General features: G+C 73.6%; 16 protein-coding genes, 5 tRNA genes and 1 pseudogene. 10 read left to right on the plus strand and 12 right to left on the minus strand.

Going from position 1 to position 18,138, the window contains the following annotated elements:
- The 6 genes and pseudogenes from ACIP98_RS38860 to ACIP98_RS38885 form a co-directional block, all read left to right on the plus strand.
- A pseudogene (locus tag ACIP98_RS38860) lies at window positions 1–113 on the plus strand (6-phosphogluconate dehydrogenase); the annotation flags it as partial.
- Window positions 114–228: 115 nt separating this feature from the next.
- Window positions 229–870 carry a histidine phosphatase family protein gene (locus tag ACIP98_RS38865; protein ID WP_319665456.1) on the plus strand — a complete coding sequence of 214 codons (642 nt, stop codon included), beginning with the start codon at window positions 229–231 and terminating at the stop codon, window positions 868–870.
- Window positions 871–1,097: 227 nt separating this feature from the next.
- The gene (locus ACIP98_RS38870) at window positions 1,098–2,315 is read left to right on the plus strand and encodes a CaiB/BaiF CoA transferase family protein (protein ID WP_401981139.1); all 1,218 of its coding nucleotides are present in this window, start codon (window positions 1,098–1,100) and stop codon (window positions 2,313–2,315) included.
- Window positions 2,316–2,374: 59 nt separating this feature from the next.
- Window positions 2,375–3,154 (plus strand): crotonase/enoyl-CoA hydratase family protein, encoded by a 780-nt coding sequence (locus tag ACIP98_RS38875; protein ID WP_319665454.1) that lies wholly within the window; start codon window positions 2,375–2,377, stop codon window positions 3,152–3,154.
- A 45-nt stretch (window positions 3,155–3,199) separates the two neighbouring features.
- The gene (locus tag ACIP98_RS38880) at window positions 3,200–3,949 is read left to right on the plus strand and encodes an acetoacetate decarboxylase (protein WP_319665453.1); all 750 of its coding nucleotides are present in this window, start codon (window positions 3,200–3,202) and stop codon (window positions 3,947–3,949) included.
- Window positions 3,946–4,875, plus strand: a complete 930-nt coding sequence (locus tag ACIP98_RS38885) for a 3-hydroxyacyl-CoA dehydrogenase NAD-binding domain-containing protein (RefSeq protein WP_401981142.1) — start codon at window positions 3,946–3,948, stop codon at window positions 4,873–4,875. The genes ACIP98_RS38880 and ACIP98_RS38885 overlap by 4 nt, the downstream gene beginning before the upstream one ends.
- A 35-nt stretch (window positions 4,876–4,910) precedes the next feature.
- On the opposite strand, the gene ACIP98_RS38890 is transcribed toward ACIP98_RS38885, so the two are convergent.
- The 7 genes from ACIP98_RS38890 to ACIP98_RS38920 all read right to left on the minus strand — a co-directional run bounded on the left by ACIP98_RS38890 (window position 4,911) and on the right by ACIP98_RS38920 (window position 15,192).
- Window positions 4,911–6,173: a helix-turn-helix domain-containing protein gene (locus ACIP98_RS38890; protein WP_319665451.1), complete on the minus strand. Its 1,263-nt coding sequence runs from the start codon at window positions 6,171–6,173 to the stop codon at window positions 4,911–4,913.
- Between the two features lie 26 nt (window positions 6,174–6,199).
- Window positions 6,200–7,699 (minus strand): long-chain fatty acid--CoA ligase, encoded by a 1,500-nt coding sequence (locus ACIP98_RS38895; protein ID WP_319665450.1) that lies wholly within the window; start codon window positions 7,697–7,699, stop codon window positions 6,200–6,202.
- A gap of 141 nt (window positions 7,700–7,840) precedes the next feature.
- Window positions 7,841–10,021: an FUSC family protein gene (locus ACIP98_RS38900; protein ID WP_401981144.1), complete on the minus strand. Its 2,181-nt coding sequence runs from the start codon at window positions 10,019–10,021 to the stop codon at window positions 7,841–7,843.
- The gene (locus ACIP98_RS38905) at window positions 10,018–10,992 is read right to left on the minus strand and encodes a zinc-binding alcohol dehydrogenase family protein (RefSeq protein WP_319665448.1); all 975 of its coding nucleotides are present in this window, start codon (window positions 10,990–10,992) and stop codon (window positions 10,018–10,020) included. The genes ACIP98_RS38900 and ACIP98_RS38905 overlap by 4 nt, the downstream gene beginning before the upstream one ends.
- Window positions 10,993–11,135: 143 nt before the next feature.
- A complete protein-coding gene (locus ACIP98_RS38910; protein ID WP_401981146.1) occupies window positions 11,136–12,257 on the minus strand; it encodes an acyl-CoA dehydrogenase family protein in 1,122 nt (373 codons plus the stop codon).
- Window positions 12,254–13,438, minus strand: coding sequence for an acyl-CoA dehydrogenase family protein (locus ACIP98_RS38915; protein ID WP_319665446.1), 1,185 nt, complete (start codon window positions 13,436–13,438; stop codon window positions 12,254–12,256). Before ACIP98_RS38915 ends, ACIP98_RS38910 begins: the two co-directional genes overlap by 4 nt.
- A gap of 548 nt (window positions 13,439–13,986) precedes the next feature.
- On the minus strand, window positions 13,987–15,192 hold the full coding sequence (locus ACIP98_RS38920; RefSeq protein WP_319665491.1) for a protein kinase domain-containing protein: 1,206 nt from the start codon (window positions 15,190–15,192) through the stop codon (window positions 13,987–13,989).
- A gap of 207 nt (window positions 15,193–15,399) precedes the next feature.
- Here ACIP98_RS38920 and ACIP98_RS38925 point away from each other — a divergent pair, with 207 nt between their 5' ends.
- From ACIP98_RS38925 to ACIP98_RS38940, 4 genes are all read left to right on the plus strand, one after another.
- Window positions 15,400–15,642, plus strand: coding sequence for a hypothetical protein (locus ACIP98_RS38925; protein WP_319665445.1), 243 nt, complete (start codon window positions 15,400–15,402; stop codon window positions 15,640–15,642).
- A gap of 268 nt (window positions 15,643–15,910) precedes the next feature.
- Entirely contained in the window at window positions 15,911–16,114 is a 204-nt protein-coding gene (locus ACIP98_RS38930; protein WP_319665444.1) for a hypothetical protein, read from the plus strand.
- Between the two features lie 194 nt (window positions 16,115–16,308).
- On the plus strand, window positions 16,309–17,301 hold the full coding sequence (locus ACIP98_RS38935) for a phosphotransferase enzyme family protein (RefSeq protein WP_401981149.1): 993 nt from the start codon (window positions 16,309–16,311) through the stop codon (window positions 17,299–17,301).
- Between the two features lie 7 nt (window positions 17,302–17,308).
- Window positions 17,309–17,599: a zf-TFIIB domain-containing protein gene (locus ACIP98_RS38940; protein ID WP_319665442.1), complete on the plus strand. Its 291-nt coding sequence runs from the start codon at window positions 17,309–17,311 to the stop codon at window positions 17,597–17,599.
- 41 nt (window positions 17,600–17,640) lie between these two features.
- Here ACIP98_RS38940 and ACIP98_RS38945 read toward each other — a convergent pair.
- The 5 genes from ACIP98_RS38945 to ACIP98_RS38965 form a co-directional block, all read right to left on the minus strand.
- A tRNA-Val gene (locus ACIP98_RS38945) sits at window positions 17,641–17,715 on the minus strand.
- A gap of 30 nt (window positions 17,716–17,745) precedes the next feature.
- A tRNA-Val gene (locus ACIP98_RS38950) sits at window positions 17,746–17,817 on the minus strand.
- Window positions 17,818–17,850: 33 nt separating this feature from the next.
- Window positions 17,851–17,922: transfer RNA gene (locus ACIP98_RS38955), tRNA-Val, on the minus strand.
- Window positions 17,923–17,926: 4 nt separating this feature from the next.
- Window positions 17,927–17,997, minus strand: a tRNA-Cys gene (locus tag ACIP98_RS38960).
- 27 nt (window positions 17,998–18,024) lie between these two features.
- Window positions 18,025–18,097 (minus strand) — tRNA-Gly (locus tag ACIP98_RS38965).
- Between the last annotated feature and the right edge of the window lie 41 nt (window positions 18,098–18,138).

The raw sequence follows: 18,138 nt of genomic DNA on the forward strand, positions 1-18,138 counted from the left end.
TCTTCGCGCGCTTCGCCTCCCGGCAGGACGACTCCCCGCAGATGAAGATGATCGCCGCGCTGCGCAACCAGTTCGGCGGCCACGCCGTCGAGACCGCGGGCGGCGACAAGTAACCCCCGGTTCGGGCCCACGGCGGCGCCGGTCCTCCAGCGGCCGGCGCCGCCGGCGCCCGACCCGTCCCGAAGTACTCCGCACCACCCGCTGATTGCCGAAAGTGGATGAACGATCATGGGCGACCTGCTCCTGCTCCGCCACGGCGAAACCGCTTGGACCCTGTCCCGGCAGCACACCAGCCACACCGACCTTCCCCTCACGGCCCACGGCGAGGAGGAGGCCGCCCGCGTCGCGCCGCTGCTCGCCGCGCACGACATCGGCCTCGTCCTGACCAGCCCGCTGCGAAGGGCCGTGCGCACGGCGGAGCTGGCCGGGGTGGCCGGCGCCGATGTCGACCCGGACCTGCGGGAATGGGACTACGGCGGTTACGAGGGCGTCACCACCGCGGAGATCCACCGCACCCGGCCGACGTGGAACCTGTGGACCGACGGCGTGGCGCCCGGGCCCGCCGGCCACCCGGGGGAGCGCCCCAGGGACGTGGGCCGCCGCGCCGATCGCGTGCTCGCGCGCATCGAGCCGATGCTGCGCGACCCCGCCGCGGGCGACGTGCTCCTGGTGGCTCACGGCCACGTACTGCGCGTGCTCACCGCCCGCCGGCTCGGCCTGCCGCCCTCCGCGGGATCGCTGTTCGCCCTGGACACCGGCACCGTCAGCCGGCTCGGCGTCGAGCACGGCCGCCCCGTGATCAAGGCCTGGAACATGACGAGGAGCCCGGCGGGCCCCGGGCCGGGACGTCCCCGAGCGGCCGCGGCGTAGATCCCACCGGTACGCGAGCACCACATTCCCGCCGAAGTTGGTGTTTCCGGCCCAATGCCCCGTCCGCCCGCGGCTTCTAGCCTCGACGGTGCGGACGCGATCCGGTCCCGTGATCCGGTCCCCGCGGGCGGGACGCACGCGGGACAGCCGGTGGTGGGGGCGTTGCGGGCGCGTATCGCCGGCGTGCTCGCCCGTCCCCGGGTGCCGCGCCGGAGAAGGGACCTGCCATGACGGACACGCCCCTGCTGGCGGGACTGCACGTCGTCGACCTCGCGAGCTTCATCGCGGGTCCCGCCGCGGCCACGGTGCTCGGGGACTTCGGCGCCGACGTCGTCAAGGTGGAACCACCGCACGTCGGCGACCGCTACCGGGCGCTCAGCCGCTTCCCGCCGAACCCCCGCGTCGAGGGGGTCAATTACCCCTGGCAGATGGACAACCGCAACAAGCGCGGCATGGCCCTCGACCTGAAGGCGCCCGGGGCCCGCCCGGTGGTCGAGCGGCTGGTGGAGTGGGCGGACGTGCTGGTGACCAACTTCCCGCCGCGCACGCGGGCCGAGCTGGGCCTGGAGTACGACGATCTGGCGCCCCGCAATCGCCGGCTGATCTACGCCGACGTCACCGGCTTCGGGGAGGAGGGCCCGGAGGCGCATCTGCCCGGATTCGACGTGACGGCCTTCTGGGCGCGCACCGGCCTGATGGACGTGACGCGCGGGCGGGGCGCGCCGCCGGTGATGAACGTGTACGGGTCGGGCGACCACCCGACGGCGATCACCCTGTTCGCCGGCATCATGACCGCGCTGTACCGGCGGGAGAGGACCGGCGAGGGCGCCCGTGTCACGGCGTCGCTGATCGCCGAGGGGGCCTGGTCGGCGAGCATGTGGCTGCAGGCCGTACTGGTCGGCGGCAAGGGCCCCCGCCCGTCCGACCGCACCGACCCGCCGAACGCCCTCGCCAACGTGTACCGCACGGCGGACGACCGCTGGCTGCTGTTGGCCTTCGCCGACGAGGACAAGCAGGTCCCCCTGTTCCTCCGGGCCATCGGCCGGCCCGAGGCGGCCCGCGACCCGGACTGCGCCGACACACCGAGCCGCCGCCGCCACGCCGCCGAGATCGCCGCTCTCCTGGACAGGACCTTCGCGACCCGCCCTCTGGCGGAGTGGCGCGAACTGCTCGACGCCGCGGGCCTCACCTACGGGGTCGTGCGGACGCTCGAGGAGTGCGCCCGTGACCCCCAGCTCCTCGCCAACCAAATCCTGGTGCCCATCGAGGACGGCGCCACCGAGCGGCATCTGACGATCGACAGTCCCGTACGGCTGGACCAGGTACGGAAGGTGCCTCCGCGGCCCGCCCCCGATCTGGGCGAACACACCGATTCCGTGCTCCGTGACCTCGGCTACGACGATGCCGCGATCGAGAGCCTCCGCAGGGCGGCGGCGGTCGACTGAGACCGCGCCGGAAAGGACGGAGCAGAGCAGGGGGGACCGCAGAGAAGGGACTTTCCGCCATGAGTGCGACCAATGGCACACCGACCGTGCGCACCGAGGAACGCGACGGCGTCTTCGTGATCACCATCGACCGGCCGAGGGCCCGCAACGCCATCGACGGCGCCACCGCCCACGCACTGGCCGCGGCGGTCGACGAACTCGAGGCCCGTGACGACCTCCTGGTCGGCATCCTCACCGGCGCCGGCGGCGTCTTCAGCGCCGGCATGGACCTCAAGGCGTTCGCGACCGGGCAGACGCCGGTCCTCCCCGGCCGCGGGTTCGCGGGCATCACCCGCATCTCGATCAACACCCCGCTCATCGCCGCGGTCGAGGGCTACGCGCTGGGCGGCGGCACCGAGATGGCGCTCGCCTGCGACATGATCGTGGCCGCCCGCGACGCCACTTTCGGCCAGACCGAGGTGCACTACGGCATCGTGCCCCCCGAGGGCGGCATGGTGCGCCTGCCCGAGCGCATCCCCCGGAACATCGCCCTGGAGCTGCTGCTCACCGGCGACCCGCTGCCCGCCGACCGCGCCGAGCGGCTCGGCCTCGTCAACCACCTCACCGAGCCGGGCGCGGCACTGACCCGGGCCCTCGAACTGGCCCACCGCGTCGCGCACAACGCGCCCCTGGCGATCGCGGCCGTCAAACGCGTCGTCAACGAGCGGACCGCCTTCCGCGACCAGGACGCCTTCCGCGACCAGGACCGGATCGTCGCTCCGGTGCTGGCCTCCCACGACGCCAAGGAGGGCGCCCGCGCCTTCGCCGAGAAGCGGGCGCCCGAGTGGCAGGGCAGCTGACCGCGCGACCTCCCACCGCACCCACCCATCCCAGGCGGCCCCACCATGCGCACCCAGGACGTGACCCACCGGCTCACCACCCCGTTGGACGCCCCGGCCTACCCCCCGGGCCCGTACCGCTTCACCGACCGGGAGTACCTCAACATCACCTACCGCACGGACCGGGAGGCCCTGGAACGCGTCGTCCCCGCACCCCTGCGCGTCGCCGAGCCGACGGTGCGGTTCGAACTCATGAGAATGCCCGACACCACCGGTCTCGGCGACTACGCCGAGTCCGGCCAGGTGCTCTGCGTGGAGTACGAGGGCGAGCGGGGCGAGTACGTCCTGAGCATGTACGTCGACAGCCTGCCGGCCATCGCCAGCGGCCGTGAACTGAGCGCCTACCCGAAGAAGCTCGGCACCCCGCGGCTGGCCGTCGACTCCGACACCCTGGTCGGCACGCTCGACTACGGCTCGCTGCGGGTGGCGACCGCCACCATGGGCTACAAGCACGCCCCGCTCGACGCGGACCAGGCGCGCGACGAGGTCTGCCGCCCCACCTTCATGCTGAAGATCCTCCGCGGCTACACCGGGGAGCCGCGGATCTGCGAGCTGGTCAGGTTCCAGGTCGGGGACATCACCGTCAAGGGCTCCTGGACCGGCCCCGCCCGGCTGCAGTTGTTCCAGCACGCCCTGGCGCCGCTGGCGGACCTCCCCGTGCTGGAAGTCCTCTCCGCCAGTCACGTGCTGACCGACCTCACCCTGCCGCCGGCCGAGGTCGTCCACGACTACCTCGGCGGAAAGGAGTCGTCATGAACGACACCTTGGACGAGTATCGGCACGTCACCGTCATCGGCGCGGGGGTCATCGGTGCGTCGTGGGCCGCCCTGTTCCTCGCCAGGGGCCTGACCGTCACCGTCAACGACCCGGTCCCCGACGTGGACCGGCGCGTGCGCGGTCAACTGAGGGAAGCCGAGCCGGCGCTGGAGGCGCTCGGTCTGCCCACCGCCGGACTCGACCGCGACCTGCGCTTCGAGGCCGACCTCGACCGGGCGGTCGCGGGCGCCGACGTGGTGCAGGAGAACAGCCCCGAGCGGCTGGAGTCCAAGCAGGAACTGCTCCCGCGGGTCGAGCGGGCCGCGCGCCCGGACACCCTGCTGCTCAGCTCGACCTCCGGCATTCCCGCCACCGACATGGCCCGGGGGATGAAGCAGCCGGGACGCCTGGTCATCGGCCATCCCTTCAACCCGCCGCACCTGGTGCCCCTGGTGGAAGTCGTCCCCGGCAAGGAGACCGATCCGGGGACCGTGCGTCGCGCCGTCGCCTTCTACACGGCGCTGGGCAAGCGACCGCAGGTGCTGCGCAAGGAGTTCCCCGGCTTCGTCGCCAACCGCCTGCAGGCCGCGCTCTTCCGCGAAGCGGTCCACCTGGTCGTGCAGGGCGTGGTGACCGAGCGGGAGCTCGACGAGATCGTCACCGCCTCGATCGGCCTGCGCTGGGCCGTCGCCGGGCCCTTCCGCAGCTTCCACCTGGGCGGCGGCCCCGGCGGCCTGCCCGCCTTCCTGCAGCACCTCGGCCCCGGCCTGGAGGCCGCCTGGCGTGGGCTCCGCACCCCGGTACTCGACGAGCGGACCGTCGAACTCCTCTCCGCGCAGGCGGACTTCGGAGCCGGCATCGGGGAACTGGAGACCGCGCGGGACCAGGCGCAGATCAAGGTCATGCGGGCCCTCGGCGAAGCATGAGGTCCGGCGGGTCATGAGGTTCGGCGCTCAACGGGTCACGCGGGCTTCCTCCTGAGTACCACCGATCCCAGATGCTCCACGGCGAGCAGGGCGACGTCCAGATCGGTGCGCCGTTCCTCGACGGTGTGGCCCATGGCCTCCTCGGCCTTCCGGATCCGGTACTGCACCGTGTTCTTGTGCAGGATCTGACGGCCCGCGGTGGCGGTGTAACTGCAGCCGGTGGCAAGGAAGATCCGCAGGGTCTCGCGCAGGCGCGAGGAGTGCTCGTCGTCGACGGCCAACGGGCCCAGGACACTCCTGACCCAGGTGCCCAGGTCGTCGACGTTCCCGCACATCAGGGCGATCGGCGCCACCCGGGCCCAGGCCGTGAACCGGCGGCCGGGACTCGCCACCGCGGCGAGTTCCTGCGCGCGCAGGGCCTGGCGGTGGGTGCGGCGGAATCCCCCGATCCCCGGCTCCACGCCTCCCGCGCAGACCCGCACGGAGGGATCGGCGTCCTCCACCACGTCCGCCAGCCGTTCCCAGGGGACCCGGTCGCGCCCGCCCAACGGCAGCCACGCCCAGGCCAGCGTCTCGTCCTGGGGGACGAACAGGGGCCGGCCGGGGCAGTCCAGCGCCCCGGCGAGCCCGGCCGTGAAGCGGTCGAGCCGGGCCGGCGCGGCACTGCCGTGACCGGGGGAGGGGAGCCGGGCCACCAGCCCGAGGTGATGCTGGGAGAACCGGTAGCCGAGGGCCGACTCGGCCCGGCCGGGGTCGGCGTCCTGCTCCGCGAGCACGTCACGGACGCGTGCGGCCAGTCCGGCGGTCCCGTTCAGCAGCCACCGCTCCCGCTCCCGCCGGTAGACCTCGACCGCGTGCTCGGTGACGCGGTCGACGTGGTCGAAGCTCACCGCCAGCATGCGCGAGGTGGTCGCGGCGGAGAGCTCCTCGTCGACGTACTGGCGGTGGAGTTCGTCGAGACACCGTTGCAGGAAGCACCCGTGGGCGATCCGGAGGACCCTGATCAGCGCGACGACGGGAACGTCCCGCTGGGCCAGCCGCCGCGCGTACTCCCCGGCCGCCGCGGGCTCCCCGACGGCGTCCGGCGGGATGTCGTTCTCGAAGACGTCCAGCAAGGTCCTGACGTTCTCCGCGACGCTCGCGCGCAGCAGGCGCAGGACGGTGTCGTCGCCCCCGAGGGGTGCCATCGCGGACATCACGTGCTGCTGGACGTCGCGGCTGACATCCGGGAGGTGCGGCCTCATGTGCGCTGCCGCCAGGGACAGTTGCTTCGCGGCCTCGGGAGTGTTGCCGGCCATGTCCGTGCGCCTCCGCCGTCGTCGCCCTATCGCCTGCCCGCTTCGGCCGGAGGGACGATCGCCTGCTTGAGGGTCTTGCCGGTGGGTCCCTTCGGCAGCGAGTCCACCAGCCAGACCCTCCGCGGGTACTTGTACGCGGCGACCCGGTCCTTGACGTACTGGCGCAGCTCCTCGGCCGTCGTGTCGGCGCCCGGTGCGAGGACGACCGCCGCGCCGACCTCCTCGCCGAGATCGGGATCGGGCATGCCGACGACCGCGGCCTCGGCGATCGCGGGATGCCCGTACAGCACGGCCTCGACCTCACGCGGGTACACGTTGTACCCGCCGCGGATGATCACGTCCTTCTTCCGCCCGACGATCCAGAAGTATCCGTCCTCGTCGACCCGGCCGAGATCGCCGGTGTGGAACCAGCCGTCCCGCATGGCGGCCGCGGTCTCGTCGGGCCGCCGCCAGTACCCCTTCATCACGTTGTGACCACGGATCACGATCTCGCCGGTCTCTCCGTGCGGCACTTCGTCGCCGCCGGCGTCGACCACCCGCATCTCGACGCCCGGGACCGGGGTGCCGACCGAACCGGGTTTGCGTTCGCCCTCCAGGGTGTTGAACGAGGCGACGGGCGAGGTCTCCGACAGCCCGTACCCTTCGAGCACCACGCATCCGAACGCGGCCTCGAAGTCGCGCACCAACCGGGCCGGCACCGCCGCGCCGCCGCAGACCGACAGCCGCAGCCGGGAGACGTCGTAGCTGTCCCTGTCGGGCGGCTTCAACAGCCTCCCCAGGATCGTCGGCACCCCGGCCAGGACGGTCACCCCGTGCTCGGCGAGGAGGGCCAGAGCCGCTTCGGCGCGGAAGTGCGGCAGCAGGGTGAGGCACGCGCCAGCGGTGACGGAGGCGTTGAGCGTGCAGGTCTGCCCGAACGCGTGGAACAGCGGCAGCCCGCCGAACACCACGTCGTCGGGGGAGAGCCGGATCAGACCGGCGGCCACGTCGCGGTTGCGGACGAGGTTGGCGTGGGTCAGTTCGGCCCCCTTCGGATGCCCGGTCGTCCCGGAGGTGTAGAGGATCACCGCGGTGTCGTCCGCGCGGCGGTCGGTCAGGTCCCCGGCGGTCGGGGCGTCGGCGAGCAGCCCGTCGAACCCGCCGGGCCCGACGACGAGCACCTCGGCCTCCGCCTGCCGCGCACCGGCCCGCGCCTCGTCGGCGGAGGTGTGCCAGGCGACCAGCAGGCGGGCACCTGAGTCGTCGAGGTAGTAGGCGATCTCCCGTGACCTGAGCAGGGGGTTCATCGGGACGACCATGGATCCCGCGCGGAGCGCGCCGTAGTAGGCGATGGCGAACTCCGGGGTGTTGGGGAGCATGACGGCCACGCGGTCGCCCGGGGCGACCCCGCGGTCGCGGAGCAGCCGGGCCATGCCCGCGCTGCCCCCGTCGAGGGAGCGGTAGGAGACGGTCCCGTCGCCCAGGCGCAGCGCCGCGCGGTCCGGGTGGGCGCGGGCGCGGTCCACCAGGTCAGAAGCGAGGTTCATGGGAGAACCGCCCTCCAGCATCGTGGTGCGGTGCCGGCGCCGCCTGGTGCCGCTCTCCTCAGAACGCTACGCCCCGGCCAAGCCGCCACGCCACCGCACCGGGGGCGGGCACGGCGTGCGGCCCCGCGCAGCGGAGGTACGTCACGAAGCCGGCGCGACGGGACCGCGGCGCAGGACCGCCGCCAGGGTGTCGACGGCGTTGACCACGTCGTCCGTGAGGGGCGTCAGATGGACATCGGGTGGGACCGGCTGGTCGCGGAACTCCTCCTGGAGCCGTCGGAGTGGGGGGAGCGCGCCCGGCGGCCGCATGGATCTGAGCGCTCCGGCCAGGTCGGCCATCGTGACGTCCAGGGCGGCGCCGAGGGCGTCGAGGCGCCCGGCGCCGTCATCGGCCAGGTCCGTGCTGCCGCCTTCCCGGCCGACCGGCGGGCAGGGGCAGGGCGAGGCGATGAGGGCGTGCAGCGACAATTCGGCGTGCGCCAGTCTGGTCACCGCGGCGACCAGGGCCCTGGCGACGGCCGGGGTCAGCGGGGGGTGCGCGGGTTCGTCGGCGAGCCGGGCCGTGGAGGCCTCGGCGTCGGTGCGGGCCCGGCGGGCGGCCGCCTGGAGGGTGCGCAGTCGCTCCGCCCTCACCTGCCCCGGATACGCGAGTTCGTGGAGCAGGGCCTTCGCGTACCGTCCGTTGGCCCGCATGAGGCGGGCGAACTTCTCCTGCGCGGTGAGGCCCTCCCAGGTCGGCCACAGGGAGAAGGCGACGAGCGCGAGCGTGGCTCCGATCGCCGTGTCGACCAGACGGGCCGTGGCGGTGGTCCCCGCCGCGAACCCGAGGATGTCGAGGAGGACCACGATGTACACGGTGAGGAAGCAGCTGTAGAGCGCGTAGTTCACGTCGAACAGGGCGTAGGCGGCCGCCACGGTGATACCGGCCGCCACGACCAGACCACCGGGGCCCGGGTGCGCCAGTTCGGCCACGGCGGCGCCGAGCCCGGCTCCGACAGCCGTGCCGATGGCCCGGTGGACGCTGCGGTACACCGTCGAGTTGTAGTCGGGCTTGAGCACCAGGAAGATCGTCAGCACCACCCAGCGGCCCTCGAAGAGACCGGTGGCCTGGACCATCAGTTCGGCGAGGCCCGCGACCACGGCGAGCCGTACCGCGTGACGGCCGGCCTCCCCCGCGGGGGTGAGGTTGGCCCGCAGGGTGAGGACCGTCCATCCGAGGCCGCCCGCCGGGGCCGGTACCGGAAAACCGCTCGGCACATCGCCGGAAGGCGTGCGCCCGCGTGCCGCGTCGAGGCGGCCCAGGATGCGGCTGCAGGCCCGCAGTTGGCCGAGCAGGGACTCGGCGGCCCAGTGCGCACCGGCGCCGGAGGGAGCCTTCAGCTCCGCCAGGTACCGGTCCAGCTCCCGGAGGCGCCCGGGCCGCTCGGCCCGGCCGGAGCTCAGCGCGTCCGCGGTGAGGCCGAGGGCCCGGCCGGCGCCGGCGGTGAAACGGCCGGCGGACCCGGAGGGATCGCCCGCCACGTGCACGCTCAGTGCGGAGAGCGCGGCGCGGATGCGTTCGGCCTGCTCCAGCAGGTCGATGCCGGCCAGCCGGACGGCTTCGGGCAGCAGGGGGTTGGGGTCGGCGAGACGGGCCCTGCCCGGGAGGGCGGCGGACGGCGGCGCTCCGGCCCGCCCGGTGGTCACCTCGGCGGCGTACGCGGCCAGGCTCCGGAAGGACGCCGACAGCGCCGCGCGCTCCGGATCACCCTTCTGCAGCGCCCAGGAGAGGGCGACCAGGGCGCCCTGGAACAGACCGCCGGCGAGCACGAGACAGGCCCGCAGAGCGGCCTCGGCCGGCCCGAGCGGCAGGCCGATCGAGATCAGCAGCGCGACGGGCCACTGAACGGCCGCCACGCTCAGCCGCGGCCCCAGGCAGACGGCCAGCCCGACGAGGTATCCCCAGAGGCTGACGACGACGACCAGCAGCCAGGGAACGGCAGCCGCGGTCGTGGCCCCGACGAACGTGGACACGGCCATCCCGACGCTGGCCGCGGACACCGCGGCCACCCGGGTTCGGGTGACGCCCTGGAAGGACGCGAACCCGGCGGGCAGCGCGCCCAACGACGCGAAGGCCCCGTACTCCAGATGCCCGGCGGCCGATCCCACCGCGAGCGGCACGACCACCCCCACCGCCACCCGGGCCGCGCGCCACGGCGCGGCGGCGCGCCACCGGAACGGCCCCAGCCGCAGCAGCCGCCGCCACCGGAACCGGCCCAGATAGCTGCGAGCCGACCTCAGATCACTGCGCTCCCGGGACGCTCCCCCGGGTCCGGTGCTCACGGGCGGATGACCACGGCCCCTTTGACGTGGCCGGCCACCGCGCGGTACGCGTCCTGGGCGTTCTCCAGGCTGAAGCGCTCGGCGATCGGCAGCGGACGGAACTGCCCGGAGTCGAAGTACGGCGTGAGCCGGCCGAGGAGCGCACTGCTCTCGACGACGCCGAGGTCGGCGCTGTTGCAGCCGATGATGAGGGTCTCGTTGTGGTACAGGTCGACGAGGTCGATCTCCACGGTCCGGGTGCCGACCGAGCTGATGACCACGAGCCGGCCGCCGTGGGCGAGCGACGCGAGCGCCGCCGCGGTGGTGACGCCGCCGACGGCGTCGAACACCACGCTCACGCCCTGGCCCGCGGTGCCCTGCTTGATGCGGGAGCCGATGGCCTGAGGGGCGCCGTCCAGGGCCACGAACGCGTCGATGACCGAGGCGGCCGGGGTGTGGGCGGCGGGGTGCACGCGGTCGACGCCGATGACATGGGCGCCCATCACATGGGCGATCTGGGCCACGGCGCCACCGACGCCGCCCGAGACGCCGAACACCGCGATGGCCTCACCCGGAGCCAGTTGGGCCTTCACCACGGTGCCGAGCCAGCCGGTGACGAAGTGCACGCCCGAGGAGGACGCCTCCTCGAAGCCGAGCCGTTCGGGCTTGCGCACGAGCGCCGCCTCGGGGACGGCCAGGAACTCCGCGTGGGAGCCGTCGCGCCGGAAGCCGATGTCGCCACCCGTGCCCCACACCTCGGCCCCGACCCAGTCCGACGGTCCCTCGACCACGACGCCGGCGAAGTTGCGCCCGGGAATGCGGGGAAGGACCGTTCCCTCCATCTGGCCGGCGACGGTCTTCACGTCGGACGGGTTCACGGACGCCGCCCTGACGGCGATCAGCGCTTCGCCGGCCTTCTTCGAGGGATCGGGCCGGGTGGTGATGCCGAGGACATCGGGACCGCCGAAATGATCGAGACGCACAGCGCGCATCGCAAGGCCTCCAGCCTGGTGCGTGTCGCAGTTCCCGCGGCTCTCCATTCTCCCGGGTCGCGGAGGAGGGCGCACTTCTGTGCGGATCGCCGGCGCTCGGAGGGGCGGCCGGGGTCAGGCCCGGCCGCCCCACCGAGCGGGAATCAGCCCGCCGGCGCCAGGTCCACCAGTGCGGCCAGGGCGGCGCGGTGGCGGCCGGGCGTGCCCAGCGCGATCTCGTCGGCCTTGGCGCGCTTCAGGTAGAGGTGGGCGGGGTGCTCCCAGGTCATGCCGATGCCGCCGTGCAGCTGGACGCACTCCTCGGCGGCACGTACCGCTACGGGCGCGCAGAACGCCTGCGCCACGGCGACCGCGACGGCCGCTTCCCGGTCCCCGCGCGCGAGCGCGTCGGCGGCGTTGCGGGCGGCGGCACGCGCCTGCACGAGTTCGAGCCACAGGTCCGCGAGGCGGTGCTTGAGCGACTGGAACGAGCCGACCGCGCGGCCGAACTGGTGCCGCTCCTTCAGGTACCGCACGGTCTCGTCCAGGCACCACTGGGCCACGCCCAGCTGCTCGGACGCCAGCAGGCCCGCCCCGGTCAGCAGCGCCGAGCGCAGTGCCGCGGCGGCGCTCCCCGGCCCGGCGAGGCGGCGGCCCGCCGCGCCCGCGAACGTGATGTCGGCGATGGGCCGGGTCAGGTCCAGCGGCACGGGCACGCGGACCTCGACACCGGCGGCGTCCGCCCGCACCTCGTACAGCTCGGGACCGTCCGGGCCGAGCGCGGGCAGGAGCAGCACACCGGCGGCAGACCCGTCCGCCACGCTGGTCACCCCGCCGGTCAGCAGCCCCTCCGCGTCGGCGCGCACCGTCGTGGGGAAGTCCGCGCCGGGCGCGGTGGGCAGCGGCACCGCGAGCGCCGCCGGCTCCGTGCCCTCGGCGAGCCGGGCCGCCACCGCGTCCGCCTCCTCCGTGCCCGCCGCGAGCAGGACGGACGTCGCCAGCACGGCGCTGCCCAGGAACGGAACCGGTGCGACGAAGCCGCCCAGTTCCTCCAGCACCACCGCGGCCTCCCGCGCCGAGGCGCCCTGGCCGCCCAGCTTCTCGGGCACCAGCAGCCCCGCGAGCCCGACCTCCTGCGCGAGCGTGCGCCACAGCGCCCCGTCGTAGGGCGCGCCCGTGCCGACCTGGGCCAGCACGCCGGCGGGCGCGCACCGGTCGGTGAGCAGCCCGCGCACCGCGGCGCGCAGATCGTCCTCGACGTCGGAGTACAGCAGATCGGAACTCATCGCGGCAGGTCCTTCCACGGGACGTCCTTGTCGGTACGGGGCTCGGAGGGCAGGCCCAGGACCCGCTCGGAGATGATGTTGCGCAGGATCTCGGACGTGCCGCCCTCGATCGAGTTGCCCTTCGCCCGCAGATAGCGGTAGCCCGCGTCGCGGCCGTAGAAGTCGACGATCTCCGGGCGGCTCATCGTCCAGTCGCCGTACCGCAGTCCGTCCTCGCCCAGCAGCTCGACCTCCAGGCCGCTGATGCGCTGGTTGAGCGTGGCGAACGCCAGTTTCATGCCCGAGCCCTCAGGTCCGGGCGCGCCCACCGCGAGCTGCTGGCGCAGCCGTTCGCCGGTGAGGCGGGTGACCTCGGCGTCCACCCAGAGCCGCAGCAGGCGGTCGTGCAGGTCCGGCGTGCGCAGCTCCGGCCGTTCCCGCCAGGTCGCGGCGACCGTGCCGATCATGCCGCCCTCGCGGGGCAGGGCCGTGCCGCCGATCGCGACCCGCTCGTTCATCAGCGTCGTCTGTGCCACCCGCCAGCCGTCGCCCACGGCGCCGAGGCGGTGCGCGTCCGGGATCCGGACGTCGGTGAGGAAGACCTCGTTGAACTCGGCCTCGCCGGTGATCTGGCGCAGCGGCCGGACCTCGACGCCGGGGTCGGTCATGTCGCACACGAAGTACGTGATGCCCTGGTGCTTGGGGAGGTCCGGGTCGGTGCGGGCGATCAGGATCGCCCAGCGCGCGTTGTGCGCGTTGGACGTCCACACCTTCTGCCCGGTCACCAGCCAGTCGTCGCCGTCCCTGACCGCACGGGTGCGCAGCCCCGCCAGGTCCGATCCGGCACCGGGCTCACTGAACAGCTGGCACCAGACCTCCTCGCCGGTCCACAAGGGGCGCAGGAAGCGGGACTTCTGGTCGTCGGTGCCGTAGCGGAGGACGGTCGGGGCCGCCATCCCGAGGCCGATGCCGATGCGGCGCGGTTCATTGTCCGGTGCCCCGGCGGCGGCCAGCTCCGCGTCCACCACGGCCTGCAGGGCGCGGGGGGCGCCGAGGCCGCCGAGGCCCTCCGGGTAGTGCACCCACGCCAGCCCGGCGTCGAACCGGGCCCGCAGGAAGTCCTGGCGGCCGGTCGCCGCGGGGTCGTACGAGGCGAGCAGCGCGTGTGCGCGTTCGCGCAGTTCCTCGGGGGTGAGCGTCATGCGGTCCTCCGCGGTTGCGGTCTCTAAGCAAGCGCTTGGAAAGTAACTCACCCCGCCCCGTGTGTCACCCCCCGAGGGCGGTTCCCCCGTTTTTCCCCCGCCCGCCCCCCGAGTGCCCGGCGCGGTCAGTCACCCCGGCGCGCGTGCGGGGTGGGCCGGGTGCGGGGCCTCCGGGGCCGGGCATTCTGGACAGCACATTTAGGTGCCTCCGGTACCTGCCGTTGACCACCCCGGGTCATGCACCCACATATGCTCCACAGTCCAGAACGCCCACCCCTACGACCCCGCCCCCTCCGTTTCGTATCGCGCCTGATCCCCGGTGGGGGGTAGAAGCGGCACCGTGCTTGGGCCACCGTTGGCGCAACGCTGTCCAAGGGCGCAGCCGTCACCCCCACCGGCCGTCAGTCGCCCGACTGGCCCGGGAGGGGGTGTGGCGGGACGGCCCCCGCTGGGGGCGTACCCCGGCGCGGGCACCGACCCCCCAACGCACGCAGCGCAAGGCGATCACTTACCTCGCCGGGTTGGGGGAGGGCGGGCGGAGGGAAAAGCTATCCGGACAGCTGGCGCGCGCCCGTTACCGGGTGAAGACCCCGCGACGGCCCCTGACACCCCTGCGCGGCGGCGATCCCGAGCGCCACAAGCAGCGTGACGGTCACGAAGACGATGAGCCGCTGCCGCAGCAGCCTCCGGTCCGCACCGCCGGGACGGCGCTTCGTGGGCGTACGCGGCGCCGGGGTCCGCCCGGACGGCGTGCGGGCGGGGGTGCGCGCCGGCGTACGCGCCGGGGTACGGGAGGAAGGCGGAGGCGTGCCCGGCGCCGTGCGGCGCTCCGTCTGCTGCTCGGCGTACGCCTGCGCCCGCGGCCCCGTGGGCCGCTCGGGCCGCGGTCCGGCGGCCTTGGGCACGATGTCCCGGCGGCCCGGCCCCAGTCCGCGCGCCTCGCGGGCGGCGATCTCGGCCAGCCGCTCGGAGAGTTGCACCGTGCTGGGCCGCGCCTCCGGATCCTTCGTCAGGCAGGCGTACACCAGGGGGGCGAGCGAGTCCGGGACGCCCGCGAGGTCCGGCTCCTCGTGCACGACGCGGTAGAGCATGACCTCGGAACTGCCCTGCCCGAAGGGCGAGTCGCCCATCGCGGCGTACGCCAGCGTCGCCCCGAAGGCGAAGACGTCCGTCGCGGGCGTGACCGCGGCTCCGCGGACCTGCTCCGGTGCGAGGAAGCCCGGCGAGCCGACCGCCGTGCCGACGTGGGTGAGGGTGCTCGCGCCGGTCGCCCAGGCGATGCCGAAGTCGATGATGCGCGGACCCTTGGGCGACAGCAGGATGTTGGAGGGCTTCAGGTCGCGGTGGACGACCCCGGCCTCGTGCACGGCGACCAGGCCCTCGGCCAGGGCCGCGCCCACCGAGGCGACCTCGGCGGCCGGCAGGATGCCGTCGCGGGCGACCTTGTCGTGGAGGGAGGGCCCGGGCACGTACTGGGTGGCGAACCAGGGGCGTTCGGCCTCCAGGTCCGCGGCCACGAGTCGCGCCGTGCAACCGCCGCGGATGCGCCGGGCGGCGGAGACCTCGCGGGCGAAGCGGGAGCGGAACTCCTGGTCCTCGGCGAGCTCGGGGCGGATCACCTTGAGCGCGACGCGCTGGCCGCGCTTGTCGGCGCCCAGGTACACCACCCCCATGCCGCCCGCGCCGAGTCTCCGGTGCAGCCGGAACGAGCCGACGACACGCGGGTCCTCGCGCCGGAGCCGCATCATCGTCATGTCGTCCATCCCCGCTGCCTGCCCGGCCAGTCTGACGTCGACAGCTTACGGACTGACCGACCGTCGTGCCGCGAGGCCGCGCCCGCGCCGGACGGGGGATTGTCAGTGCCGGGTGGGATCCTTGAAGGGTGGGGAACGGTCCGGCGGATTCGGGGCCGGATTTTCTTCATGCCGTCAACAATCCATCGTGCAAGGGGGATTGACGCCATGAAAGGTGATCGTGTGGAGATCGTCGTGGATGCGGGGGACACGACCAGGACGTACGAAGTAGTGGCCACCAGGGCGGGGCGCAGGGTCGAGACGGCAGTGCGCCGCGGGGTGGTGGAAGTGAGCGAAGTCACCCGATCCGGCTCGGTGGTGCGCACCGCGCGCTTCATGGCGACGCGGGTCCTCGCGCTGGTGGAGCAGCCCATACCCAGGGACGACACCGAGGAGGGCGACGGGGACTGACCACCCCGCCGCGCCCGTCCCCGGGACATCCCCTCGGGGATGTCCCGGGGCCTTCGGCCGCCACCTCCACCCACGGGAGTACGCGACGCGTCGCGGAGTCATCCTGGGGGAGGCCGGAGAAGGGGTACGAAGGCATGACGACCCGTCCCGGCCCGGCGCCTAGTGTTGAGGTCAAGCGGCGGGCGGAGCACTCGTCCCCCGAGGTCAAACGCCCGCCGCCCTGAACATCAACAGAAGGATGCACGACCACGGGACCCAGGAGAGGGCCATGGCGAACACGGTGAGCGGTCCGGCGCGGCCCGGACGCGGCAGCAGGATCGTCGCCTTCGGCATACGCCCGTCCGGCACCCGGCATCCCCTGGTGGCGGTGGCCATGGCCCTGCCGCTGGCGGTGCTGCTCGCGGTGGTCTTCGGGGGCTGGGACGCGGTCGTCACACAGGCGTCGTCCGTAGCCGGTCTGATGGGGCGCTGACAGATCGCTCCGAGGGTCCGGAAGAGCGGTCCGGGCCAGCGACAGCCGGTGAAGTAACCCCGTGGGGACGGGGGTCCGGCGGACGGCATGAGTGCCCGGGTACCTGTGGCGGTACCCGGGCATCTTCTTCGGCATTGCCACCGCGCGGCGCGCTGCCGCACAGTGGGCCGGTGAGACCAGCAGTGGGGGAGCCCTTGACCAGCAGTGCACCGCCGCTGACGCGCGCCCTGGGGGCGGTCGCGGCAGCGGCCTCGGGGATTCCCGGCCCGGCCCGGCCGCCGGAGCCCGCGGTGCTGGCCGAGCGCGCCGAGTCCACGGTCGTGCGCAGCGGCGGCCTGGTCGCCAAGGCCCACGCCGGTGACACCGACTCCGCGGCGCTCTCCGTACGCCTGCGGGTGGCCGCCCATCCGCTGCTCGACGGCATCCTGCTGCCCCCCGCCGCGCTGCCCGGCACCGACGGCGCCCTGAGCGCGCCCGTGCACGGCCGCACGGTGACAGTGTGGCCGTTCGGTCAGCCCGTCGATCCGGACGCCCCGGACGCCGCGCCCTGGGAGGACGCGGGCAGGCTGCTCGCCCGGCTGCACTCGGTGCCGGTCGCCGCGCTGCCCGGCCCGCTGCCGCCGATGCGCGGCCCCGCCAAGGCGGCCCGGGGGGTGGCCCGGATGCTCGCGGCGGGCGCGGCCGAGCCGGTTGTCCTCGCCGCCTGGCACGGGCTGCCCGCCTGGGCGCGCGACGAGGCGCCGCAGCCGCACGACGGCGCCGGGCTCTGCCACGGCGACCTCCACCTCGGCCAACTGGTGCGCCATCCGGCGCCGCTGGGCCCGTGGCGGCTGATCGACGTGGACGACCTCGGGCTCGGCCGGCCCGCCTGGGATCTGGCCCGGCCGGCGATGTGGTTCGCCGCCGGGCTGCTGGACCCCGCCGACTGGGGCCGTTTCCTCGGCGCCTACCGCGCCGCCGGCGGCCCCGCCGTTCCCTCGGACGGCGACCCGTGGCCGCATCTGGACGTGGCGGCACGGGCGTTGGCGGTGCAGACGGCGGCCATCGCGGTCGCCAAGGCCACGCAGGAAGGCCGCGTACTCGACGGAACGGAACAGGCCGTCCTCGATACATGCCGCCGAATCGCGCAAGTAATGTTCAGTTCGACGCCGGGGGAGGACCCCCGGCCGGTGCGAGCGAGGAGATGAGCCGACGATGCTCTGTCCCAAGTGTCATGGCCAAATGCAGACGTTCAACCGCAGCGGCGTCCAGATCGAGCAGTGCTCCAACTGCCGGGGGATCTTCCTGGACTACGGGGAGCTCGAGGCGCTGACCCGCGTGGAGTCGCAGTACGCCCAGCCCGCTCCGCCGCCGCCCGGCTACCCGCAGGCCTACCCCCAGCAGCACGCCGCCCCTGCCTGGGGCGCGCCGCACCACGGCGGTCACCACGGGGGGCACCACGGCCACCACAAGCAGAGCTGGGCGCACATGCTCTTCTCGTCCTGACACGGCAGAGGGCCGGAGCGAAACGCTCCGGCCCTCTGAGGTGGTGGACGATACTGGGATTGAACCAGTGACCTCTTCCGTGTCAGGGAAGCGCTCTCCCGCTGAGCTAATCGTCCTCGTGAACCATCGGTACCTCTGATACCGCGTGCGCGATACTGGGATTGAACCAGTGACCTCTTCCGTGTCAGGGAAGCGCTCTCCCGCTGAGCTAATCGCGCGTGAGGGAAGACCCTCGAGGGCCGGAGCCCCAGTGGACGATACTGGGATTGAACCAGTGACCTCTTCCGTGTCAGGGAAGCGCTCTCCCGCTGAGCTAATCGTCCGAAGAGGTGGAGACGGGATTTGAACCCGTGTAGACGGCTTTGCAGGCCGTTGCCTCGCCTCTCGGCCACTCCACCAGCGCGGGGGCGGGAACCCCCACTTCGAGCGGACGACGAGATTCGAACTCGCGACCCTCACCTTGGCAAGGTGATGCTCTACCAACTGAGCCACGTCCGCAGCGTCTCCCCCGGAGCTCGCACCCGGGCGGGACCTCGGCC

Source organism: Streptomyces sp. NPDC088354 (assembly GCF_044753585.1).
Lineage (GTDB): Bacteria > Actinomycetota > Actinomycetes > Streptomycetales > Streptomycetaceae > Actinacidiphila.